Source organism: Noviherbaspirillum pedocola, from assembly GCF_016632335.1.
Lineage (GTDB): Bacteria > Pseudomonadota > Gammaproteobacteria > Burkholderiales > Burkholderiaceae_D > Noviherbaspirillum_A > Noviherbaspirillum_A pedocola.
Genome location: NZ_JAEPBG010000001.1, coordinates 161,323 through 180,404 on the forward strand (window position 1 = coordinate 161,323; position 19,082 = coordinate 180,404).

Genomic DNA, 19,082 nt, shown 5'->3' on the forward strand with positions numbered 1-19,082 from the left:
TTATTTCCCCCAGCGGATGCGGTAAGCGATCAGGATGTCAGCGGCAAGCAGGAAGAACAGCAGCATGCCCTGGAACACGCCGGTAATCGCGCTCGGCAGGCCCAGGCGCGACTGCGCCAGTTCGCCGCCGATATAGAACAAGGCCATGATGAAGCTCGAAAACAGGATGCCGATCGGATGCAGCCGACCGACATAGGCGACGATGATCGCGGCGAAACCATAGCCGGGCGACATCGATGGAATCAGCTGCCCGACCGGGCCCATTGCTTCGATCGCGCCGGCCAGCCCGGCGAGCGCGCCGCTGATCAGCAGCGTCGTCCATAGCGCGCCGCGCTGCGAAAAACCGGCATAGCGCGCGGCCAGCGGCGCCATGCCGCCGACTTGCAGCCGGAAACCCGGGAAGCTGCGCGCGAGGAAAATCCAGCCGCCGATGGCAGCGACTACCGCCAGCACGAAACCGAGGTTCAATCGCGTCGTCGGCACCAGGATGGGCAGCAGATAGCCCGGCGAGAACATGCGCGATTGGGGGAAGTTGAAGCCCATCGGATCCTTCCATGGCCCGGTGACCAGGTAGGACAGCAGCAATTGCGCGATGTACACCAGCATCAGCGACACCAGGATTTCATTGGTGTTGAAGCGATCCTTGAGCAAGGCGGTGATGCCGGCCCAAACCATGCCGGCCAGCATGCCGCCGATGAGCGCGATCGCGATCGCCACCGCGCCGCCGCCGCTGCCATGATCGAGCGCCAGCACCACGCCGCCGCCGCCGATCGCGCCGGCCACCAGCATGCCTTCCGCGCCGATGGACATCACCGACGAGCGATAGCAGATCGCATAACCGACCGCGCACAGGATCAGCGGCGTGCATTTGACGCCGATCTCGGTCCAGCCGCGCAGATTGCGCAGCGGCTCCCAGAAAAACACCGAGAGGCCTGCGATCGGATTCTTGCCAAGCATGGCGAACAGCAAGGCGCCCGACAGCGTGGTCAACAGCACCGCCACCAGCGGCGACGCCCAGGACATGGTTTTCGATGGCGCCGAACGCGGCTGCAGCCTAAGCATGACCACGCTCCAATTCGGTCGACGCCGGCGTTTGAGCCTCGCCCATGCCGCTCATCCACAGGCCGATCTGCTCGACCGTTGCCTGCGCCGTCGGCACTGCCGGCCGTACCCTGCCCTTCGCTATCACCATCAATCGATCCGAAATTTCAAACAATTCATCCAGCTCTTCCGATACCACCAGCAACGCGCAGCCGGCATCGCGCAGCGCCAGCAATTCGGCGCGGATCTGCGCCGCCGCGCCCACGTCCACGCCCCAGGTCGGCTGGGCGACGATCAGCACCTTCGGATTGCGCAGCACTTCGCGCCCGACGATGAATTTCTGCAGGTTGCCGCCGGACAGGCTGCGCGCCGCCGCCTGCGGACCGCCGGCCTTGACGCGGAAGCGTTCGATGATGCCGGCGGCGATGGCCGTGATCGCGCCGCGCCGGATCATCCCGGACGAAACGGTCTCCGGACCCTGGTGCGACAGCAGCACATTGTCGGCCAGCGACATCGCCGGCACCGCGCCGCGGCCGAGCCGTTCTTCCGGCACGAAACCCAGGCCGAGCAGGCGGCGCTTGGCCGCATTAAGCCGGCCCGCCGGGCGGTCATCGATCCTGATCGCCTCTGCCGGCGCACGGGTATCTTCCCCGGACAGCGCCGCCAGCAATTCCTGCTGGCCGTTGCCGGACACGCCGGCCACACCGAGGATTTCACCGGCGCGCACTTCGAAAGCGATATCAGTCAGCTCGGTGGCGAAGGCATGCGCCTTTGGCAAGGACAGTCCGGATACCGTCAAACGCGGCGCGCCCGGCTGATGCGGACGCGGATGCAACTGCGGCAATTCCGAGCCGATCATCATGCGCGACAGACTGGCCGCGGTTTCCTGGCGCGGATCGCACACGCCGGTCACCTTGCCGCCGCGCATCACGGTGCAGGTGTGGCAGAGCGCGCGAATCTCGTCGAGCTTGTGGCTGATGTACAGGATGCTGCAGCCCTCTGCGGCCAATCGGCGCAGGGTTTCGAACAGTTTTTCCACCGCCTGCGGCGTGAGCACCGAGGTCGGTTCGTCCAGGATCAGGAGTTGCGGATTGGTCAGCAGCGCGCGCACGATTTCCACGCGCTGCCTCTCGCCCACCGACAGCGTATGCACATGGCGCTGCGGCTCGAGTTCGAGGCCGTACTGGGCAGCGGTGGCGGTGATGCGTGCGGCCAGGCTGTCGAGCCTGGTGTCCGGCGGCAGGCCCAGGGCGATGTTCTCCACCACGGTCAGCGTGTCGAACAGCGAGAAATGCTGGAACACCATTGCAATGCCGAGCGCGCGCGCCTGCGCCGGGCTGGCCACGCTGATGTCCTTGCCGTTCCAGCGCACCGTGCCGGCGTCGGGTTTGACCGCGCCGTAGATGATCTTCATCAGCGTCGATTTGCCGGCGCCATTTTCTCCGAGCACCGCATGGATCTCGCCTGGTTGCACGGTCAGGCTGACCTGGTCGTTGGCCACCACGGCCGGATACGCCTTGGTGATGCCTTCAAGCGTTAAACGCGCATTCATCAATGTTTTCTTTCGGCTGTGCCGATTGTTCCCAAATTACGCCACAGGTTGTTGGCAATTCCATCAAGCAAGAGACAGGCCAGCCGATTCTGGCGCCATTACCATGACGATGATCGAATCAGTTGCACACTGGTGCACAGATGCACCGTGATGATGCGCTGTTGTTTCGAATACCGCACTCCGCCGTTCAACCATATCCATAATAAGTGTGCGATAAGCGCCAGATTGTATATCGACCAACGGTTGCCGAGATACACTACCGGGCCGCGCCAGCGCAGCTTTCTTGCCACACCGACATTTTCCGGGCTCTTTCCGGCGGAGTTTTCCTTGTCCCATACGCACTTTCCCGATTTCTGGCCCGATTGCGGCGCTGCTCTCGCCGGCCGCGACGACGCCGGGCGCCCGACGTTTTCCGCTGCGCTGATGCGCATCTGGTGGCAACGGCCCGAGGCGGCGCCGGTGCCCGAATCCGGACCAGCCGAGCGTGCGCTGCATGCGGCATTGCTGGACGACCCGCTGCGGCCGGTGAGCGATGCCGAACTGGCGGCCATCGGCGATGCGGATGCGATCGAAAACTATGGCTGGCTGCTGGCGCTGCGCGCGCGGCTGCAGGCCAGCGCGAACCTGGAAGCGGCCTATCTGGAACTGTTTCGCGGCGAGGTCGACGTGCCGCCGGTCTTCGTGCGTCAGATCACGCAAATCATCCTGCGCGTCATGCTCGACGGCTGTGACGATGCGCAACGGGTGCGCGCCGCTGAACTGTTTTTCCGGCCGCAGAAGGCGTCGCTGCAGGATGGCGCGGTGCTGCTGGCCGACGCCGCCACCGTGGCGATGCATGAGTCCGGCGGCAGTTATGGCGACCTGGGCCGGCTGCTGGCGGAAGCGCGCATCCGCGCGCGCCGTGTCGAACTCGAGGTGCTGGAAGCGGACAATGCACAGCGCTACTGGCAGCGCAGCGACCGGCATGACCTGGTGCTGAATTTTTCCTGGGGCAGCGCCGGGCAGGCGGCGTTCTGCCGGCTGATGGAAGCGTGGATCGCACGCTTTTTCGATATCGGGGTAACGGTAACGCCGCTGGCGAAGATTGAAGAGCCGAACTGGGCCTGGCATATCGGACTGGATGCGCAGGCCAGCGCCATCCTGAACGATCTGTGGCGCGGCGCCAGCCTGGAAGCCGAGCGCCAGCGCCGCATCCTGGCGCTGTTCCGGATGGACGTTGCCGATGCATCGCTGCTGCTGCCCTCGGTCGCCAGCCGGCCGATTTATCTGGCTGCGGCCATGGATGAAGACGGGCAGTTGCGCATCAAGCCGCAGAACTTGCTGGTGAATCTGCCGCTGGCGCGGCTCGCATAGCGCGCGTAGGGTGGGCGCGAGCCCACGCGGTGCGTCGCTCGCCATGCCGGCACACTCTTAGCCGCGCACTGTGCCGCGTTCACTGGTCGCGCATCTCTGGCATGTTTCCTGCTGGATCGGCGCAGCGCGGGTTTACCCGGGTGCACGCGTGGGCTTTGCCCACCCTACGGATACGATCATCGATAACGATGTTCATATATCGCACATGCCGGCGTTCTTATAATTGCGGCGCCGGCCGGTGCTAACCTTTCTGCAATTCCTTCACCGCCTACTCCCATGTCCCGTCCGATCCGTTTTCATTACCGTGGCGCTGTTCACACCGTCGACGATGTGTCCCCGACCCAGACCGTGCTGCAGCATCTGCGCGAGGACCTCCACTGCACCGGCACCAAGGAAGGCTGCGCCGAGGGCGACTGCGGCGCCTGCACCGTGATCGTCGGCGAGCTGCACGGCGACGCGCTGCAGCTGAAGGCCGTCAATTCCTGCATACAGTTCACGCCCACGCTCGACGGCAAAGCCTTGTTCACCGTGGAAGACCTGCAGGCGGACGACGACGGACTGCATCCGGTGCAGCAGGCGATGGTGGAATGCCACGGCTCGCAATGCGGCTTCTGCACGCCAGGTTTCGTGATGTCGCTGTGGGGGCTGTACCTGAAGCGCGAGGATGCGGGCGAGAGCGGCGCGCCCTGCCGCCGCGAGATCGACGACACGCTGTCCGGCAACCTGTGCCGCTGCACTGGCTACCGCCCGATCATCGATGCTGCGCGCCGGATGACCGAATTGCCGGCCGCGCATTTCGACCGCGACGCCGTGAAGACCGCACTGGCCGGCATCGCCAACGCCGAGCCGCTGAGCTATGAATATGCCGGCCGCCGCTTCGATGCGCCGCGCACGATCAAGCAACTGGCGCGGCTGCGCGCCGAGTTTCCGCAAGCCTATCTGCTGGCCGGCTCCACCGATGTCGGACTGTGGGTGACCAAGGGGCTGCGCGATCTGCCGCACATCATTTATCTCGGCGCGGTGGAGGAATTGCGCGCGCTGCGCGACGCGGACGGCATGCTGGAGATCGGCGCCGGCGTTTCGCTCGAAGACGCCTACAACGTCATCTGCGCGCGCTTTCCGCAGCTGGCCGAACTGCGCCAGCGTTTTGCATCGCTGCCGATCCGCCAGGCCGGCACCCTGGGCGGCAATGTCGCCAACGGCTCGCCGATCGGCGACTCGATGCCGTGGCTGATCGCCGCCGGCGCACGCGTCGTGCTGCGCTCCGAGGCGGGCGAGCGCGATCTGGCGCTGGAAGATTTCTATCTCGGCTACCAGAAGAAGGATCTGTGCAGTGATGAGTTCGTGGCTGCAGTGCGCCTGCCGCTGCCGCGCGAGAACACGCCGCTGCGCACCTACAAGCTGGCCAAGCGCTTCGACCAGGACATTTCCGCGGTCTGCGCCGCCTTTGCGCTGACCATCGAGGATGGTCGGGTGAAGGCAGCGCGCATCGCCTACGGCGGCATGGCGGCCACGCCCAAGCGCGCCAGCCATGCCGAAGCCGCGCTCGTCGGACAAGACTGGGACGAGACCGCGCTCAATGCCGCCTGCGCCGCGCTGGAACAGGATTACGCACCGCTTTCCGACATGCGCGCCTCGAGCAGCTACCGCATGCGCACCGCAAAGAACCTGCTGCGCCGCTACTGGATGGAAACCCGGCCCGATGCGCCGCTTTCCCCGACGCAGCTCAATGCCTGGGCACAAACGCAGACCCCAGCGGAGACACAAGCATGAACACGCAGACCGAATCCTTTCTCGCCGAAACCCCCGCCGACTGGGCCGAAGTCGGCCGCGAGCATCCGCATGAATCCGCCGTCGCCCATGTCTGCGGCAGCGCGACCTATACCGACGACCTGCCCGAGCTGCGCGGCACGCTGCACGGCGCGCTTGGCCTGTCGCAGCGCGCGCATGCACGGGTGCGCGCCATGGACCTGGACGCGGTGCGCGCTGCGTACGGCGTGGTCGCGGTGCTGACCGCGGCCGACATCCCCGGCGTCAACGATTGCGGGCCGATCATCCACGACGATCCGATCCTGGCCGATGGCCTGGTGCAATACATCGGCCAGCCGATGTTCATCGTGATTGCCGACAGCCACGATGCCGCGCGCCGTGCCGCGCGCCTGGCGAAGGTCGATTACGAAGACCTGCCAGCGATCCTCACGCCGCAGGCGGCAAAGGCGGCGCAATCCTTCGTGCTGCCGCCGATGCAGCTCAAGCGCGGCGACGCGCAAGAGGCGCTGGAGCGCGCGCCGCACATCATCCGCGGTGAACTGTACGTGGGCGGCCAGGAGCAGTTCTACCTGGAAGGCCAGATCTCCTACGCCGTGCCGCAGGAAAACCACGGCATGCTGGTGCAATGCTCGACGCAGCATCCGTCCGAGATGATGCACGTGGTCGCGCATGCGCTTGGACTGTCCTCGCACCATGTGCGGGTGGAATGCCGGCGCATGGGCGGCGGCTTCGGCGGCAAGGAATCGCAATCGGCGCTGTGGGCCGCGGCCGCGGCGATCGCCGCAAAGCGCACCGGCCGCCCGGTGAAGCTGCGCGCCGACCGCGACGACGACATGATGGTCACCGGCAAGCGCCACTGCTTCCACTACGAATACGAACTCGGCCATGACGACGAAGGCCGCATCCTCGGCGCGAAGATCGAGATGGTCAGCCGCGCCGGCTACTCGGCCGATCTGTCCGGGCCCGTGGCTACCCGCGCCGTCTGCCACTTCGACAATGCGTACTACCTGTCGGACGTGGATATCCGCGCCATGTGCGGCAAAACCAATACCCAGTCCAACACCGCCTTCCGCGGCTTCGGCGGACCGCAGGGCGCGATCGCGGTCGAATACCTGATCGACGAAGTCGCGCGCAATCTTGGCCGCGATCCACTGGATATCCGCAAGCTGAACTTCTACGGCCGCAATGAAGAGGAAGGCCGCAACACCACGCCTTACGGCCAGAAGGTCGAGGACAACGTGCTGCATGAACTGGTCGGCCAGCTCGAAGCCGACAGCGACTACCGGGCGCGGCGCGAAGCGATCCGCAAATTCAATGCCACAAGCCCGGTCCTGAAGCGCGGCCTGGCATTGACGCCCGTGAAGTTCGGCATCGCCTTCAACGTCAACCACCTGAACCAGGCCGGCGCGCTGGTGCATGTGTACGTCGACGGCTCGGTGCTGGTCAATCACGGCGGCACCGAGATGGGCCAGGGCCTGAACACCAAGGTGATGCAGGTCGTCGCCCATGAACTCGGCGTATCGCTGGAACGGGTGCGCATCTCGGCCACCGATACCACCAAGATCGCCAACACCTCGGCCACGGCTGCTTCCACCGGCGCTGACCTGAACGGCAAGGCGGCCCAGGATGCGGCGCGGCAGATCCGCGCGCGCCTGGCCGAGTTCGCCGCGCAGCGCCACGGCGGCGCGGCGGCCGATGTGCGCTTCGCCGGCGACCGGGTGCATGTGAACGGCGAAGTCCATCCGTTCGCCGAGATCGTTGCGCAGGCTTACCTGGCGCGGGTGCAGCTGTGGTCCGACGGCTTCTATGCCACGCCGAACCTGTCCTGGGACAGCAAGACCATGACCGGGCATCCGTTCTCCTACTATGCCTACGGCGCGGCGGTGTCCGAAGTCGTAGTCGACACGCTCACCGGCGAATGGAAACTCGTGCGCGCCGATGGCCTGTACGACGCCGGCAATTCGCTGAACCCGGCCATCGACATCGGCCAGGTCGAAGGCGGCTTCATCCAGGGCATGGGCTGGCTGACCACCGAGGAATTGTGGTGGAACGATGCCGGCAAGCTGATGACCCACGCGCCATCGACCTACAAGATCCCGGCGGTGTCCGATTGCCCGGAAGCCTTCAGCATGCGGCTCTTCAAGAACAGCAACGTCACCGACAGCATCCACCGCTCCAAGGCCACCGGCGAGCCGCCGCTGCTGTTGCCGTTCTCGGTGTTCTTCGCGATACGCGATGCGATTGCCAGCGTCGGCGAGAACAGGATCAATCCGCCGCTGCAGGCGCCCGCGACGAGCGAGGCGATCCTGGATGCGATCGAAGCGGTGCGCGCCGCGCGCTGAAGGTCAACGCGATGCTCGACTGGCTCGATGCCCTGCTGGAGGCCCGTGACACTACGGTGCTGGTGACGGTTGCGCGCGCCGAAGGCTCGGTGCCGCGCGAAGCCGGCGCGCGCATGCTGGTGGATGCGGCGCGCCTGTACGACACCATCGGCGGCGGCCATCTCGAATACGTCGCAGCGGCAACCGCGCGCGAGATGCTCGCGGCCGCGCCCGGCGAGCTTGCCGGGGAGCGCCGGCTGCAGCGCATACCGCTGGGCCCGGCGCTGGGTCAATGCTGCGGCGGCGTGGCCTGGCTCGCGTTCGAGCGCGTCGAGCCACGCGCCCATGCGCATTTCGCGGCGCTGCGCGAGGGCTTGCGCGCGGGCCGCAGCTGGCGGCGACGCCTGGCGCTGGATGGCATCGATGCGCCCGCGCTCGACGATCCCGAGTGGAACGGCGCGAACGATACCCGTCTGATCGAAGACGCGCAGGGCCGGCGCTGGCTCGAAGAACACCTGACGCCTCCAGCGGCGCAGCTGTACCTGTTCGGCGCCGGCCACGTCGGCGCGGCGCTGGTGCGAGTGATGGCGCCGCTGCCCTGCGCGATCACCTGGATAGACGAGCGCGAAGACCTGTTTCCCGAAGCGCTGCCGGCGAATGTGCGCATCGAAGCCACCGACATACCCGAAGCCGTCGTGGCCGAGGCGCCGCCGAACGCCAGCTTCCTGGTGATGACGCACAGCCACGCGCTCGACCAGCGTCTGGCCGAGGCGATCCTGCGCCGTGAACGCCTCGGCTGGTTCGGCCTGATCGGCTCGCAGACCAAGCGCGTGCAGTTCGAGCGCCGGTTGCTGGAGCGCGGCATTTCGGCAGCAAGACTCGAAGACATGTGCTGCCCGATCGGCATCGAAGGCATCAGCGGCAAGGAACCGGCAGTGATCGCGGTCGCGGTCGCGGCGCAACTGCTGCGGATCTGGCAAGCCCGTCAATAACCCATTCCCTACACCACACCAAAAGACCTCCGATGATTCACGCCTATCGCGGCAGCGTGCTGCACTTTCATGACGACCCGGCCTTTGCCGGCGAAACTGCCCATTCCTGGCATGCGGATGGCTTGCTGATCGTCGAGGACGGCCGCGTGCGCGCCGCCGGCGATTACGCGCAGCTCGCGGCTACCCTGCCGCCGGATGCGCAAGTCACTGACCATTCCGGCAAGCTGATCCTGCCCGGCTTCATCGACACTCATGTCCACTATCCGCAAACGGACATGATCGCCTCGCCCGCGCCGGGCCTGCTGCCCTGGCTGGAAACCTACACCTTCCCAACCGAAAGCCGATTCCGCGACCCGGAGCATGCCGGCGAAGTCGCGCGCTTCTTCCTCGATGAACTGGCCAGAAGCGGCACCACCACCGCCATGGTGTACTGCACCGTGCATCCGGAATCGGTGGACGCCTTCTTCGCGGAAAGCAGCGCGCGCAACCTGCGCATGGTCGCCGGCAAGGTGCTGATGGACCGGAACTGCCCCGACTTCCTGCGCGACACCGCCGAGAGCGGCGCGCGCGACTCTGAAGCGCTGATCGGGCGCTGGCATGGCCGTGGCCGGCAAATGTACGCGCTCACGCCGCGCTTCGCGCCGACCTCGACCGAAGAACAGCTCGGTCTTACCGGCGAACTGGCCCGCGCCTATCCGGATACCTTCATCCAGAGCCACGTGGCCGAGAACACCGATGAAATCGCCTGGGTGAAATCGCTCTACCCGTCCGCGCGCAGCTATCTCGATGTCTATGACCGCTACGGCCTGCTGCGCGAGCGCGCCATGTATGCGCATTGCATCTACCTGGACGAGACCGACCGCGCGCGCATGGCCGAAACCGGCGCCGCCGCTGCGCTATGCCCGACATCGAATCTGTTCCTCGGCAGCGGCCTGTTCGATTTCGCCGCCGCCGACGCGGTGAAGATGCCGCTGTCCATGGCCACCGACGTTGGCGGCGGCACCTCGTTCTCGATGCTGAAGACGATGAACGAGCTGTACAAGGTCGCGCGCATGGGCGGCACTTACCTGCCGGCGCTGCGCATGTTCTATCTGGCTACGCTCGGCGGGGCGCGCAGCATGGGTCTGGAAGGCGTGATTGGCAGCTTCGCACCGGGTGCGGAAGCCGACTTTGTTGTAATCAACCCACAGGCTACCGAGATGCTCGCGCGTCGATCCGCACGTGCTGAATCGTTGGAAGAACAGCTGTTCGCGCTCGCATTGCTGGGCGATGATCGCGCCGTCGCAGCCACTTATTCTGCCGGTAAATTGCAGTATTTCTCTTCGAAAACCGCGACTTGAGCGGCTTTTCACCGCGCGATGCGGTGGCAGACGTCGTTATCCGGAAATACCAATCTGTAACTTTGGCAAGGTCCTTACCGTCCTTGCCAGCGCCGCGCTGTGCCATGCGATGCGGAGAAAGGAGACTGATAAACGCACAAAATGCCGAGTAAATATGAAAAAATGCCCCCAATAAACATTCGGTATCCAGCAGGAAACGGCTGACCAGAAGCCGATCTGCTTATCCCACTCGATTTAATTCAGCCTTTATTCTCGGAGGAGTCATGCAACACCAGTCCACCCTTGCCAAGCTGCTGGTAGCAGCCGCAGTCGCCGGCGCATTCGCCGCGCCCGCCATGGCCCAGACCAGTGTCAACGTCGAGGGCATCGTCGACGTGTACGCCGGTTCGATGAAGAACAGCGGCGACACCGGCCGCATCAGCGCAGTCAATAGCGGCGGCATGTCGACCTCCTACATCGGCTTCAAGGGTGCGGAGGACCTGGGTGGCGGACTGAAGGCCAACTTCACGCTGGGCGCGTTCTTCCGTCCCGACACCGGCCAGGGCGGACGCTTCGGCCCGACCGGCGCAGACACCCTGTTCGCCCGCGACGCCAACGTCGGCCTGTCCGGCAACTTCGGCGCCGTGACCCTGGGCCGCAGCATTTCCCCGGTGACCCTGCCGGTGTTCCTGTTCAACCCGCTGGGTGACTCGTTCACCTTCTCGCCGCTGGTATTGCATGAAGCCGTACCGACCAACGCCTGGGCCGCAACCTACGCCGCCAGCGACACCGGCTGGAGCAACACCGTTCGCTACACCACGAAGTCCTTCAACGGCCTGACCGCAGACCTGTACTACCAGTTCGGCGAGCAGGCATCGAACGCGTCGAAGAAAAACTTCGGCGGCAACCTGCTGTACTTCAACGGCCCGCTGTCGCTGACCGCGGCCTACCACGACGTGAAGGTCGGCAACCCGGTCGACAACACCGCAACGCCGTCGGCGATGCTTACCGTTGGCAACGTCAAGGCTTTCGAACAGAAGCTGTGGCTGCTGGGTGCTGCCTACGACTTCAACATCGTGAAGGTGTATGCCACCTACAACCAGGCCAAGCATGACATCGACCTGAAGGACAAGACCGCGATGCTGGGCCTGTCGGTCCCGACCGGCGGTGCTGGCAAAGTGCTGGCCGAAATTGCCCAGACCCGCCGCACCAGCAGCGCGTTCTCGGAGCAGCGCCGCACCACCTACACCATCGGCTACGACTACAACCTGTCCAAGCGCACCGATGCGTACGCGATGCTGATGAACGACAAGGTCAGCGGCAACGACAGCGCCGCCAGCGCAGGCGTGGGCGTGCGTCACAAGTTCTGATCAGCGTTGATCCTTCCGGCCTCGGCCGGACAGCAAAAGGGGCCATGAAAACATGGCCCCTTTTTTGTTTGACGAAGACTTGTGCCGTTGCCGTTGCCGTTGCCGTTGCCGTTGCCGTTGCCGTTGCCGTTGCCGTTGCCGTTGCCGTTGCCGTTGTTTTTAATCCCGTTGATCGCGCCGTGTCGCCGGACCCTGAAGCGGATAAGGTGCGGCGTCTGTCTGAGCGAAGCGCAGCGTAGCGAGTTTAGCCGCGCCCCGCTTCAGGGTCCGGCGACACGGGAACCCCGCGCAGCGGGGCGCGATCTCCGGGTCGCCTTTTCTTGGTTACTTCTTTTGGCGAAGCAAAAGAAGTAACCCGGCTGCCGGGCCGGGACCCGGCTAGTTCGCCAAGTGCGCTGGCCTTTTTGGGTCATCGGGCCTCGGATTTCGACCGGGCGGGCCTTTCAATTCAAGCCTCGACCAACGCGACGACGACCAAGGCAAGAGCCTGCCCCCTCAACGACATCACTCCGGTGATGCAATACGTTCAGCGCCCCCTCGACCTAGCCGGGTCCCGGCCCGGCAGCCGGCCTACTTCTTTTGCGCGCCAAAAGAAGTAGGCAAGAAAAGGCGCCCCCGGAGATTGCGCCCCGCTACGCGGGGTTCCCGTGCCGGCGACGCCCGGAACGGGGCGCGGCTAAACTCGCTGCGCTGCGCTTCGCTCAGACAGACGCCGCACCTTTTCCCGCTCCGGGCATCGCCGTCACGGCGCAATCAACGGGGGTTTAAAAGCAACGGCAACGGCAACTGCAACTGCAACTGCAACTGCAACTGCAACTGCAACTGCAACTGCAACTGCAACTGCAGACCATTAACGCACCCGACCAAGAACATCGCATCCCCAACGCCTTATCCGGTATATTCCCCAGTCTTCAGCACCGCTACCCGCAGCCCATGTCCAAGCTTCCCTCCCACATCGACATCCACCTGATCCGCATTCTCTACATGCTGCTGTCGGAAAAGAATGTCTCGCGCGTGGCGATGAAGCTGAACCAGCCGCAGCCTTCGATCTCGGCCTCGCTGCGCAAGCTGCGCGAACTCACCGGCGACCCGCTGCTGGTGCGCGGCTCGCGCGGCATGGTGCCGACGCAGCATGGTGAAAGCCTGCTCAAGCCCGCCAAGCGCATCCTCGATGAAACCGAGCGCCTGTTCGTGCAGAAGCTGCCGTTCGAGCCGCGCGAAGAAGCGCGTACCTTTCATCTGGCCGCGCCGGATTATCTCGATACCCGCTTCCTGCCGAACGTGGTGGCGCGGGTGCGGCGCGAATCGCCAAAAAGCCGCGTGGTGATTCATAACGTCAACCGCGACATAGACCATGTGCGCCTGCTCTCGGATGGCGACCTCGATCTCGTCATCGCCAACTGGGACGAGCCGCCGCCGCATCTGCATCTGGCCAAACTGTTCCAGGACCCGATCGCCTGCAGCATGCGCGCCGATTGCGCCTATGCGAAACGCACCGCGCCGGATGCGATGACGGTGGAGGATTACCTATCGCTGCCGCATGTGGCGCCGTCGCAGATGATGCACGGCTATCACGGCGTGATCGAATCCTGGCTCGAGCGCCATGGCATGCGCCGCAACGTGGTGGTTGAGTCGGCCTATTTCGGGCAGATGCCTTACATGCTGCTGCAAAGCGACCTAGTGCTGACCACTGGCCGCCAGTTCCTGAGCTTCTACGATCAGAAGCTGCCGCTGAAAACCTACACCGTGCCGCTGAAGCTGCCGCCCATGCGCTTCTATCAGCTCTGGCATGACCGCGTGCATCATGCCAGCGAGCACAAGTGGCTGCGCGATCTGATCGCCGCGGCCGCGCGCGAGCTCGTTGAACACTGACCTTCCCCCCCCTTATTCCCGTTTTACCCAGGAGTCGATCGATGACCAAAACCCTGCTGGTGCGCAATGCGCAAGTGCTCGTCACCATGGATCAACAGCGCCGCGAAATCGCCGATGGCGCGGTATTCATCCGCGGCCATGTGATCGAAGCCGTTGGCCCGAGCAGCGAGCTGCCGCAAACGGCGGATGAAATCGTCGATGCGAAGGGCAAGCTCGTCATGCCGGGCATGGTCAACACCCATCACCACATGTACCAGAGCCTGACGCGCGCCTTCCCCGGCGCTCAGGATGGGGAACTGTTCGACTGGCTCACCAGCCTGTATCCGGTCTGGGCCAATCTGCGCGGCGAGATGATCCATGCATCGACGCAGACCGCGATGGCCGAGCTGATGCTCTCCGGCTGCACCACCAGCAGCGACCATCTGTACATCTACCCGAATGATTGCCGCCTCGACGACAGCATCGAAGCCGCTCAGGAAATCGGCATGCGCTTTCATGCCACGCGCGGCGCGATGAGCGTGGGAAAAAGCCGCGGCGGCCTGCCGCCGGATTCGGTGGTGGAAGAGGAAGATGCGATCATCAAGGATACCCAGCGTCTGATTGAAACCTGGCATGACCCGTCCCGCCACGCGATGCTGCGTATTGCGGTCGCGCCCTGCTCACCGTTCTCGGTGTCGCAGGACTTGATGCGCGAAGCGGCGAACCTGGCGCGCAGCTATCGCGTATCCATGCACACGCACCTGGCCGAGACCGCCGGCGACGTCGCCTACAGTCGCGAGCGCTTCGGCATGACGCCGGCGCAATACGCGGAAAGCTGCGGTTGGGTCGGGCACGATGTCTGGCATGCGCACTGCGTGCAGCTCGATGACGCCGGCATCGCCCTCTTCGGCCATACCGGCACCGGCGTGGCGCATTGCCCGTGCTCGAACATGCGCCTGGCTTCGGGCATCGCGCCGGTAAGGAAGATGCTGGACGCCGGCGTGCCGGTTGGCCTGGGCGTGGATGGCAGCGCGTCCAACGACGGCGCGCACATGCTGGGCGAAGCGCGTCAGGCGATGCTGCTGCAGCGCGTGGGTTTCGGGCCGGCCGCGCTGAGCGCGCGCCAGGCGCTGGAAGTCGCCACGCTGGGCGGCGCGAAGGTGTTGAACCGTGACGACATCGGCGCATTGGCGCCGGGCATGTCGGCGGACCTGGTGATGTATCGGCTCGATGGGCTGAACTTCGCTGGTGGCCTGCTGGACCCGGTCGCGGCGCTGGTGTTCTGCAGTCCGGCGCAGGTGGATTGCAGCATCGTTCACGGGCGGGTGGTGATCCGCGATGGGCAACTGCTGACGGTATCGCTGGGGAATGTGGTGGAGCGGCATAACCGGCTGGCGCGGGAGCTGGCGGAGGCGGCACGGGTAGCGCGCTGATTGACATCGAACAGCGGGACTGCTGCTGCGCGCATCGCAGCGTTGCTTGCGTGGAGCAGCGGCCATCCCGCTACAAATCCCCGCCCTCGCCTGCTATCATGCCGCCCACCATGATCGATCCCGTCGACCGCGTCACCCGTCCTCTTCCCATTGCAACAGGCTCTCCGATCCGGATGCAGTTTTCCGGGCCAGATTGCCTGCACACCGTGGTGCTGATGCAGGACCTGTTCGAGCAGTGGATCATCATTCAGGGCTGGGCCGGCAAGTTCGATCGCTGCGGCGGCGGCAGGCCTCGGCCCTGCAACAGCCTGGAAGAAGGCATTGAAGCATTGCGCGCCATTGCCCGCCGTCACCAGAAACAGGGCTATACCCAGGTAGCCTGAGCCGCAACGGCTTGCCGCGCATTCATCGAGGACCATCGCAGTGCAATTCAAGGAACAGGGCAGCAAGGTCCAGGTGCTGCTGTACATCGGCTTCGACGAAGCGAAGAACGCGCCGATCGTCAAGAGCGTCGGCTCCTTCAACAAGTACACCTATAAGCCATCACCAGGCCTGCTCGACAAGCTCACGCCCGAACAGCGCGACGAGCTCGAAGCCGAATGGCAGCGCCGGCGCAGGCTCGCACTGGGCCTGAACCGGCAGCATTACATCAACGCGCTGGCCGCCAACATCCGTGGCGCCTGCGAAAGCCTGGATGACGGCGCCGCTCTGACGTCGCAGCAAAGCGCCGATATCTGGGATGCGATGGCCGAGCTGGTGCGCGCGATGCGCGAGGCGGGTTATGCCCGGCCTACCCGTAACAGGAAGGCGGGGCGGGAACGCGATCAGGGCAGCCTGTTCGAATAGCCGCCCCCGACTTTAGTGCGAAGATTGCGTGAGTTCATCGAGGAAACCGGTGTCGGTCAAGCTCTCATAAATGCGCTCGAGAGCATCCCATTCGAGAACCTCGTCGCAATGTTGCTTGCGCCAGTTCGCCATGTAGGAATGCAGCAGCACGAGCTTCTGGCCTTTCCCTTCGGCTTTCTTGTGCTGCATGAATTGCTCGAGCAGCTTGTCCTGGTAGGTTGCCTGGATTTGTTCATGCACCTTGCCCAGTGCGCCATTGTGGATCCACGTGCGCAGCCGGTCGGACACGGCTTTACGGAAAGAGAATTTTTCAGTCGCATCCATGAAGTCCAAGGAGCTTCTGCCCCGCAGGAAACTGTTGAGCATCTCGCCCAGCGCATTGTCCATGGCACGGCGGCGGTAATCCTCGAAATGCTCTTCGGTGGCCACGTGATTGCCTGCCTCAAAGCATCGTGCACGAACCTGGATGGCGAAGGCATCGCGCACCGAATCCGGCCATCCCGCCTCCTTCCTGCTGGCCCAGTACCGCGTTATCTGCGTGTCGGTATAGAGCTGTTTCAGCTTATCCGGCGTCAGCGCAGCCAGGCCGCTCGTACTCTTGAGTTTGATCGCGCTGTCAAGAAACGCGCGCTCGAAACCTTGCTTCACAAAGTCCTTGTTGGCCGGGTCTTTAAGGAATTCCTTGAGCTGATCGCGCATGCGCTCACGAGCCCTTTCCTGCGCAGCGCGTCTTTCGGCCTCACTCGAAAGAGGGCTTTGCGGCACGCCTCTGCCGGACTCGGCGCTCGTGGGGCTTTTCAGTGGCGACTCCTCCGACCAGAGCTTCTGCAAGACTTCCTCGGTCAGCGGCTTCTGCACATTCTCCGGCTTCTTCCGCCAGCGCTGGATCACGGCATCGAACGATTTGAAGCGGCCGATCGCGGACTTGTCCTGGTTGCTCACGACGGTCTTGAATGTCGCAATCATGGTCGCTTCGTTCTCGAGACGCATCCACAGCGAGGAAAGCACTTCGCTGTTCAACATGCGGCCGTTGTCGCCCTGTGCTTCTTTCCATGCGGCGATCCCGTCATCCAGTTGCTTCATCCTGGGATGCTTGCCAACATGCTCTTCGGACTGTGCAGTTGGAATCTTGTAACGCTTGAAATGCGCAACCAGCTGTTCCTCGAAGACGCGACGCAGGATCGCAGGCGCATCCTTGGCGCTTCGATCCGGATCGAAATCCGCCCATGCCGCCGTGACGAAGGCTTGCTTGAAACGCTCATCTTCAAAATCGTTGGCGCAGTCGGGCCGTTTCAGGAAGTCCTGCAGATTCTTTTCGGATGTCGCTTCCCGTTGCCGCTGCCGTTTCGCGGTCTCGGCGATGCCGTATTTTTCGCGCACCGCGCCACGTGGGCTGAGCGGCGTTGCGCTTGACGATGGCGCCGCCTTCGGCAGGCTGTTCGTCGTGCTCGGCGTTGACGAGGAAGAGTTCGACTGGACACTGGATTCCTTATGCCGGCTTCTGAATTCCCTGAGGATGGCCTTCAGTTCGCTCTCCAGCGCGCCGATGTCGCAGTCATCGCCATGCGCGTTCATCCATTTCTTGACCCGGCTGTCATAAAACTTTTCGAAGCGCGCCTTTTCAGTGCCAGTCCAGTTCTCCGCGTACAGCGCGCGGTAGCTGTCGATCGTGCCTTGCGGCGAGTCGTCTCCCTCATCATCCCGCGGCCGCACAGGCTCGGCCTTGTGGCGCTGCTTTTCCAGTTGCAACGCCCGCCGAAAATCTTCACCTTGTGGCAGCGTGGGCTGGCTGCGCGCCTTGGGATTCTTGCTGCGCTTGGTTGCCATCAGTTCCTGCGCACGCTTTGCCTTGATCTCGTCTTTTCTGGCCTTGTAGAGCTCCTCCGATTCTCCGGAAAGATTCTCGTTGCCATGGCGCACAAAGCTTTTCGCAAATTCCTTGTAGTCGAGGTTGAAATTCCGATTGGCGGCGGCCGACCAGTTCTTGTTGACCTCTTTCACAGTCTTGACCTCCTCGGCATTGTCTCCGTCGTGCGCCTTCAGCAGGAACGGCGAGATGCCGCGGGTAAACAAGATTCCCTTGAACAGATTGGCGCGGATCTTCTCAATCTCGCGCAGCGAAAGCTTTTTGTTTTTCAGCAATTCTGCATGCAGCTTGCCGTCGATGGCTTCCAGCAGCCTCTTTGTCGCGGGACTGAGGCTGGAATCACGGTAATCAAGGCGTTCGCCGCAAACGATGTGGAAGATCGGCTGGGTGTAGGGCTTGAACGCTTCGATATTCACTTTGTTCGCAGCGCCGCCGATGTCATTGCCAGACTTCTGACGCATCGAATCCGGATCTTGCGCAAAGACCTGCATGACAAGCCCACCCTGCTTCTTCACCTCGGCGATGAAGCGCTTGTCCTTTTCGAATTCCGTCATCAGGAACTGCCGTACCGGCGTGTAGACCGGCTTGCCATGACGATGCAAATTTTCCTTGCCAGCCATGCCGGCCATGTCGCTCGGGCTTTTGCGCTGCATCTGCTCGACCTCGGCGGTGACCACATCGTCGGCCATCTGCTCGATCTGCGCGGCCAGGCTGCCATCGTTCGGCGCCTCTGTGCCGGAAACGATATCGCCCGTTGACGCGCCCATGCCGATGGACAGGGAATCGGGCTTGCCCTGGCTTCCTGGCAGGCTAAGCGGTGGAGGTGCATCCGCTGGCGGCGGAACAAAGGTGGGCAACTGCGGCGGCAGATCGCCCGGCGGCACCGATGGGCGGGGTGAAGCGGGACTGTGTTGAGCGCCTTTCGCTCCCGAAAACGGGGAAGCAATGTCCGCTGGACCTCTGGCTGAGGAAGGCACCAGAGGCAATACCGGCACCCCATGGGCGGGTTTGCGCGGCGTTGTCGATGGCGCAGCGCCCGGACTCTGATCCGAAACAGCTGGCAGCAGTGTCAGATGCAGCTTCTTTGCAGCACCAGGCTTGTCCGCCTTGCCGATCGGACTTTGCAGGCCGGCATCGGTCCGGGAGAGGGTTTGCGCTTGCACCACGGGCGTCACCGGAGCGCTCGCCATCCTTCGGTGCCCTGAAGGCACGCCGCTTCGGATCACGTCGTAAGCGCTTTCCGCGGTACTCGCCGGCGTCGGCAGATTCGCGGTATTGGTGGGGCTGAGACTTGCGCTCGTGTTGGCATTGACGCTTGAATTGAGATTGCGCTTACTGATCGAATTCCTTCTATCGCCCATAAAGTC

Annotated in this window: 14 protein-coding genes; 11 read left to right on the forward strand and 3 right to left on the reverse strand. The window is 63.9% G+C overall.

Features of this window, described 5'->3' with window-relative positions; genetic code table 11:
• Together JJB74_RS00755 and JJB74_RS00760 are read right to left on the reverse strand one after the other, a co-directional pair.
• The gene (locus JJB74_RS00755; RefSeq protein WP_200589673.1) at nt 1-1,062 is read right to left on the reverse strand and encodes an ABC transporter permease; all 1,062 of its coding nucleotides are present in this window, start codon (nt 1,060-1,062) and stop codon (nt 1-3) included.
• A complete protein-coding gene (locus JJB74_RS00760) occupies nt 1,055-2,593 on the reverse strand; it encodes an ABC transporter ATP-binding protein (protein ID WP_200589675.1) in 1,539 nt (512 codons plus the stop codon). Before JJB74_RS00760 ends, JJB74_RS00755 begins: the two co-directional genes overlap by 8 nt.
• A gap of 327 nt (nt 2,594-2,920) precedes the next feature.
• On the opposite strand from JJB74_RS00760, the gene JJB74_RS00765 reads away from it, so the two are divergent.
• From JJB74_RS00765 to JJB74_RS00815, 11 genes are all read left to right on the forward strand, one after another.
• Nucleotides 2,921-3,946, forward strand: a complete 1,026-nt coding sequence (locus tag JJB74_RS00765) for a DUF6352 family protein (RefSeq protein ID WP_200589677.1) — start codon at nt 2,921-2,923, stop codon at nt 3,944-3,946.
• 276 nt (nt 3,947-4,222) lie between these two features.
• Entirely contained in the window at nt 4,223-5,719 is a 1,497-nt protein-coding gene (xdhA, locus tag JJB74_RS00770; RefSeq protein ID WP_200589680.1) for a xanthine dehydrogenase small subunit, read from the forward strand.
• Nucleotides 5,716-8,058, forward strand: coding sequence for a xanthine dehydrogenase molybdopterin binding subunit (gene xdhB / locus JJB74_RS00775; protein ID WP_200589683.1), 2,343 nt, complete (start codon nt 5,716-5,718; stop codon nt 8,056-8,058). Before xdhA ends, xdhB begins: the two co-directional genes overlap by 4 nt.
• 11 nt (nt 8,059-8,069) lie before the next feature.
• Nucleotides 8,070-9,029, forward strand: coding sequence for a xanthine dehydrogenase accessory protein XdhC (gene xdhC / locus JJB74_RS00780; protein ID WP_200589686.1), 960 nt, complete (start codon nt 8,070-8,072; stop codon nt 9,027-9,029).
• A gap of 32 nt (nt 9,030-9,061) precedes the next feature.
• Nucleotides 9,062-10,369: a guanine deaminase gene (gene guaD, locus JJB74_RS00785; protein WP_200589688.1), complete on the forward strand. Its 1,308-nt coding sequence runs from the start codon at nt 9,062-9,064 to the stop codon at nt 10,367-10,369.
• A gap of 263 nt (nt 10,370-10,632) precedes the next feature.
• The gene (locus JJB74_RS00790; protein ID WP_200589690.1) at nt 10,633-11,718 is read left to right on the forward strand and encodes a porin; all 1,086 of its coding nucleotides are present in this window, start codon (nt 10,633-10,635) and stop codon (nt 11,716-11,718) included.
• 44 nt (nt 11,719-11,762) lie between these two features.
• The gene (locus JJB74_RS00795) at nt 11,763-11,957 is read left to right on the forward strand and encodes a hypothetical protein (RefSeq protein WP_200589692.1); all 195 of its coding nucleotides are present in this window, start codon (nt 11,763-11,765) and stop codon (nt 11,955-11,957) included.
• Nucleotides 11,958-12,651: 694 nt separating this feature from the next.
• Nucleotides 12,652-13,590, forward strand: coding sequence for a LysR family transcriptional regulator (locus JJB74_RS00800; protein ID WP_200589694.1), 939 nt, complete (start codon nt 12,652-12,654; stop codon nt 13,588-13,590).
• A gap of 41 nt (nt 13,591-13,631) precedes the next feature.
• The gene (locus JJB74_RS00805; protein WP_200589696.1) at nt 13,632-15,002 is read left to right on the forward strand and encodes an 8-oxoguanine deaminase; all 1,371 of its coding nucleotides are present in this window, start codon (nt 13,632-13,634) and stop codon (nt 15,000-15,002) included.
• Between the two features lie 110 nt (nt 15,003-15,112).
• Nucleotides 15,113-15,385 carry a hypothetical protein gene (locus JJB74_RS00810; RefSeq protein WP_200589698.1) on the forward strand — a complete coding sequence of 91 codons (273 nt, stop codon included), beginning with the start codon at nt 15,113-15,115 and terminating at the stop codon, nt 15,383-15,385.
• Between the two features lie 40 nt (nt 15,386-15,425).
• Nucleotides 15,426-15,848, forward strand: coding sequence for a hypothetical protein (locus tag JJB74_RS00815; RefSeq protein ID WP_200589701.1), 423 nt, complete (start codon nt 15,426-15,428; stop codon nt 15,846-15,848).
• 12 nt (nt 15,849-15,860) lie between these two features.
• Here JJB74_RS00815 and JJB74_RS00820 read toward each other — a convergent pair whose 3' ends face one another.
• On the reverse strand, nt 15,861-19,076 hold the full coding sequence (locus JJB74_RS00820; RefSeq protein ID WP_200589705.1) for a hypothetical protein: 3,216 nt from the start codon (nt 19,074-19,076) through the stop codon (nt 15,861-15,863).
• Between the last annotated feature and the right edge of the window lie 6 nt (nt 19,077-19,082).

Bases quoted from the DNA above. Each gene is read 5' to 3' on its own strand.
- JJB74_RS00755 (WP_200589673.1), bottom strand. From the start codon at position 1,062: ATGCTTAGGCTGCAGCCGCGTTCGGCGCCATCGAAAACCATGTCCTGG.
- JJB74_RS00760 (WP_200589675.1), bottom strand. From the start codon at position 2,593: ATGAATGCGCGTTTAACGCTTGAAGGCATCACCAAGGCGTATCCGGCC.
- xdhA (WP_200589680.1), top strand. From the start codon at position 4,223: ATGTCCCGTCCGATCCGTTTTCATTACCGTGGCGCTGTTCACACCGTC.
- xdhB (WP_200589683.1), top strand. From the start codon at position 5,716: ATGAACACGCAGACCGAATCCTTTCTCGCCGAAACCCCCGCCGACTGG.
- xdhC (WP_200589686.1), top strand. From the start codon at position 8,070: ATGCTCGACTGGCTCGATGCCCTGCTGGAGGCCCGTGACACTACGGTG.
- guaD (WP_200589688.1), top strand. From the start codon at position 9,062: ATGATTCACGCCTATCGCGGCAGCGTGCTGCACTTTCATGACGACCCG.
- JJB74_RS00790 (WP_200589690.1), top strand. From the start codon at position 10,633: ATGCAACACCAGTCCACCCTTGCCAAGCTGCTGGTAGCAGCCGCAGTC.
- JJB74_RS00795 (WP_200589692.1), top strand. From the start codon at position 11,763: ATGAAAACATGGCCCCTTTTTTGTTTGACGAAGACTTGTGCCGTTGCC.
- JJB74_RS00800 (WP_200589694.1), top strand. From the start codon at position 12,652: ATGTCCAAGCTTCCCTCCCACATCGACATCCACCTGATCCGCATTCTC.
- JJB74_RS00805 (WP_200589696.1), top strand. From the start codon at position 13,632: ATGACCAAAACCCTGCTGGTGCGCAATGCGCAAGTGCTCGTCACCATG.
- JJB74_RS00810 (WP_200589698.1), top strand. From the start codon at position 15,113: ATGATCGATCCCGTCGACCGCGTCACCCGTCCTCTTCCCATTGCAACA.
- JJB74_RS00820 (WP_200589705.1), bottom strand. From the start codon at position 19,076: ATGGGCGATAGAAGGAATTCGATCAGTAAGCGCAATCTCAATTCAAGC.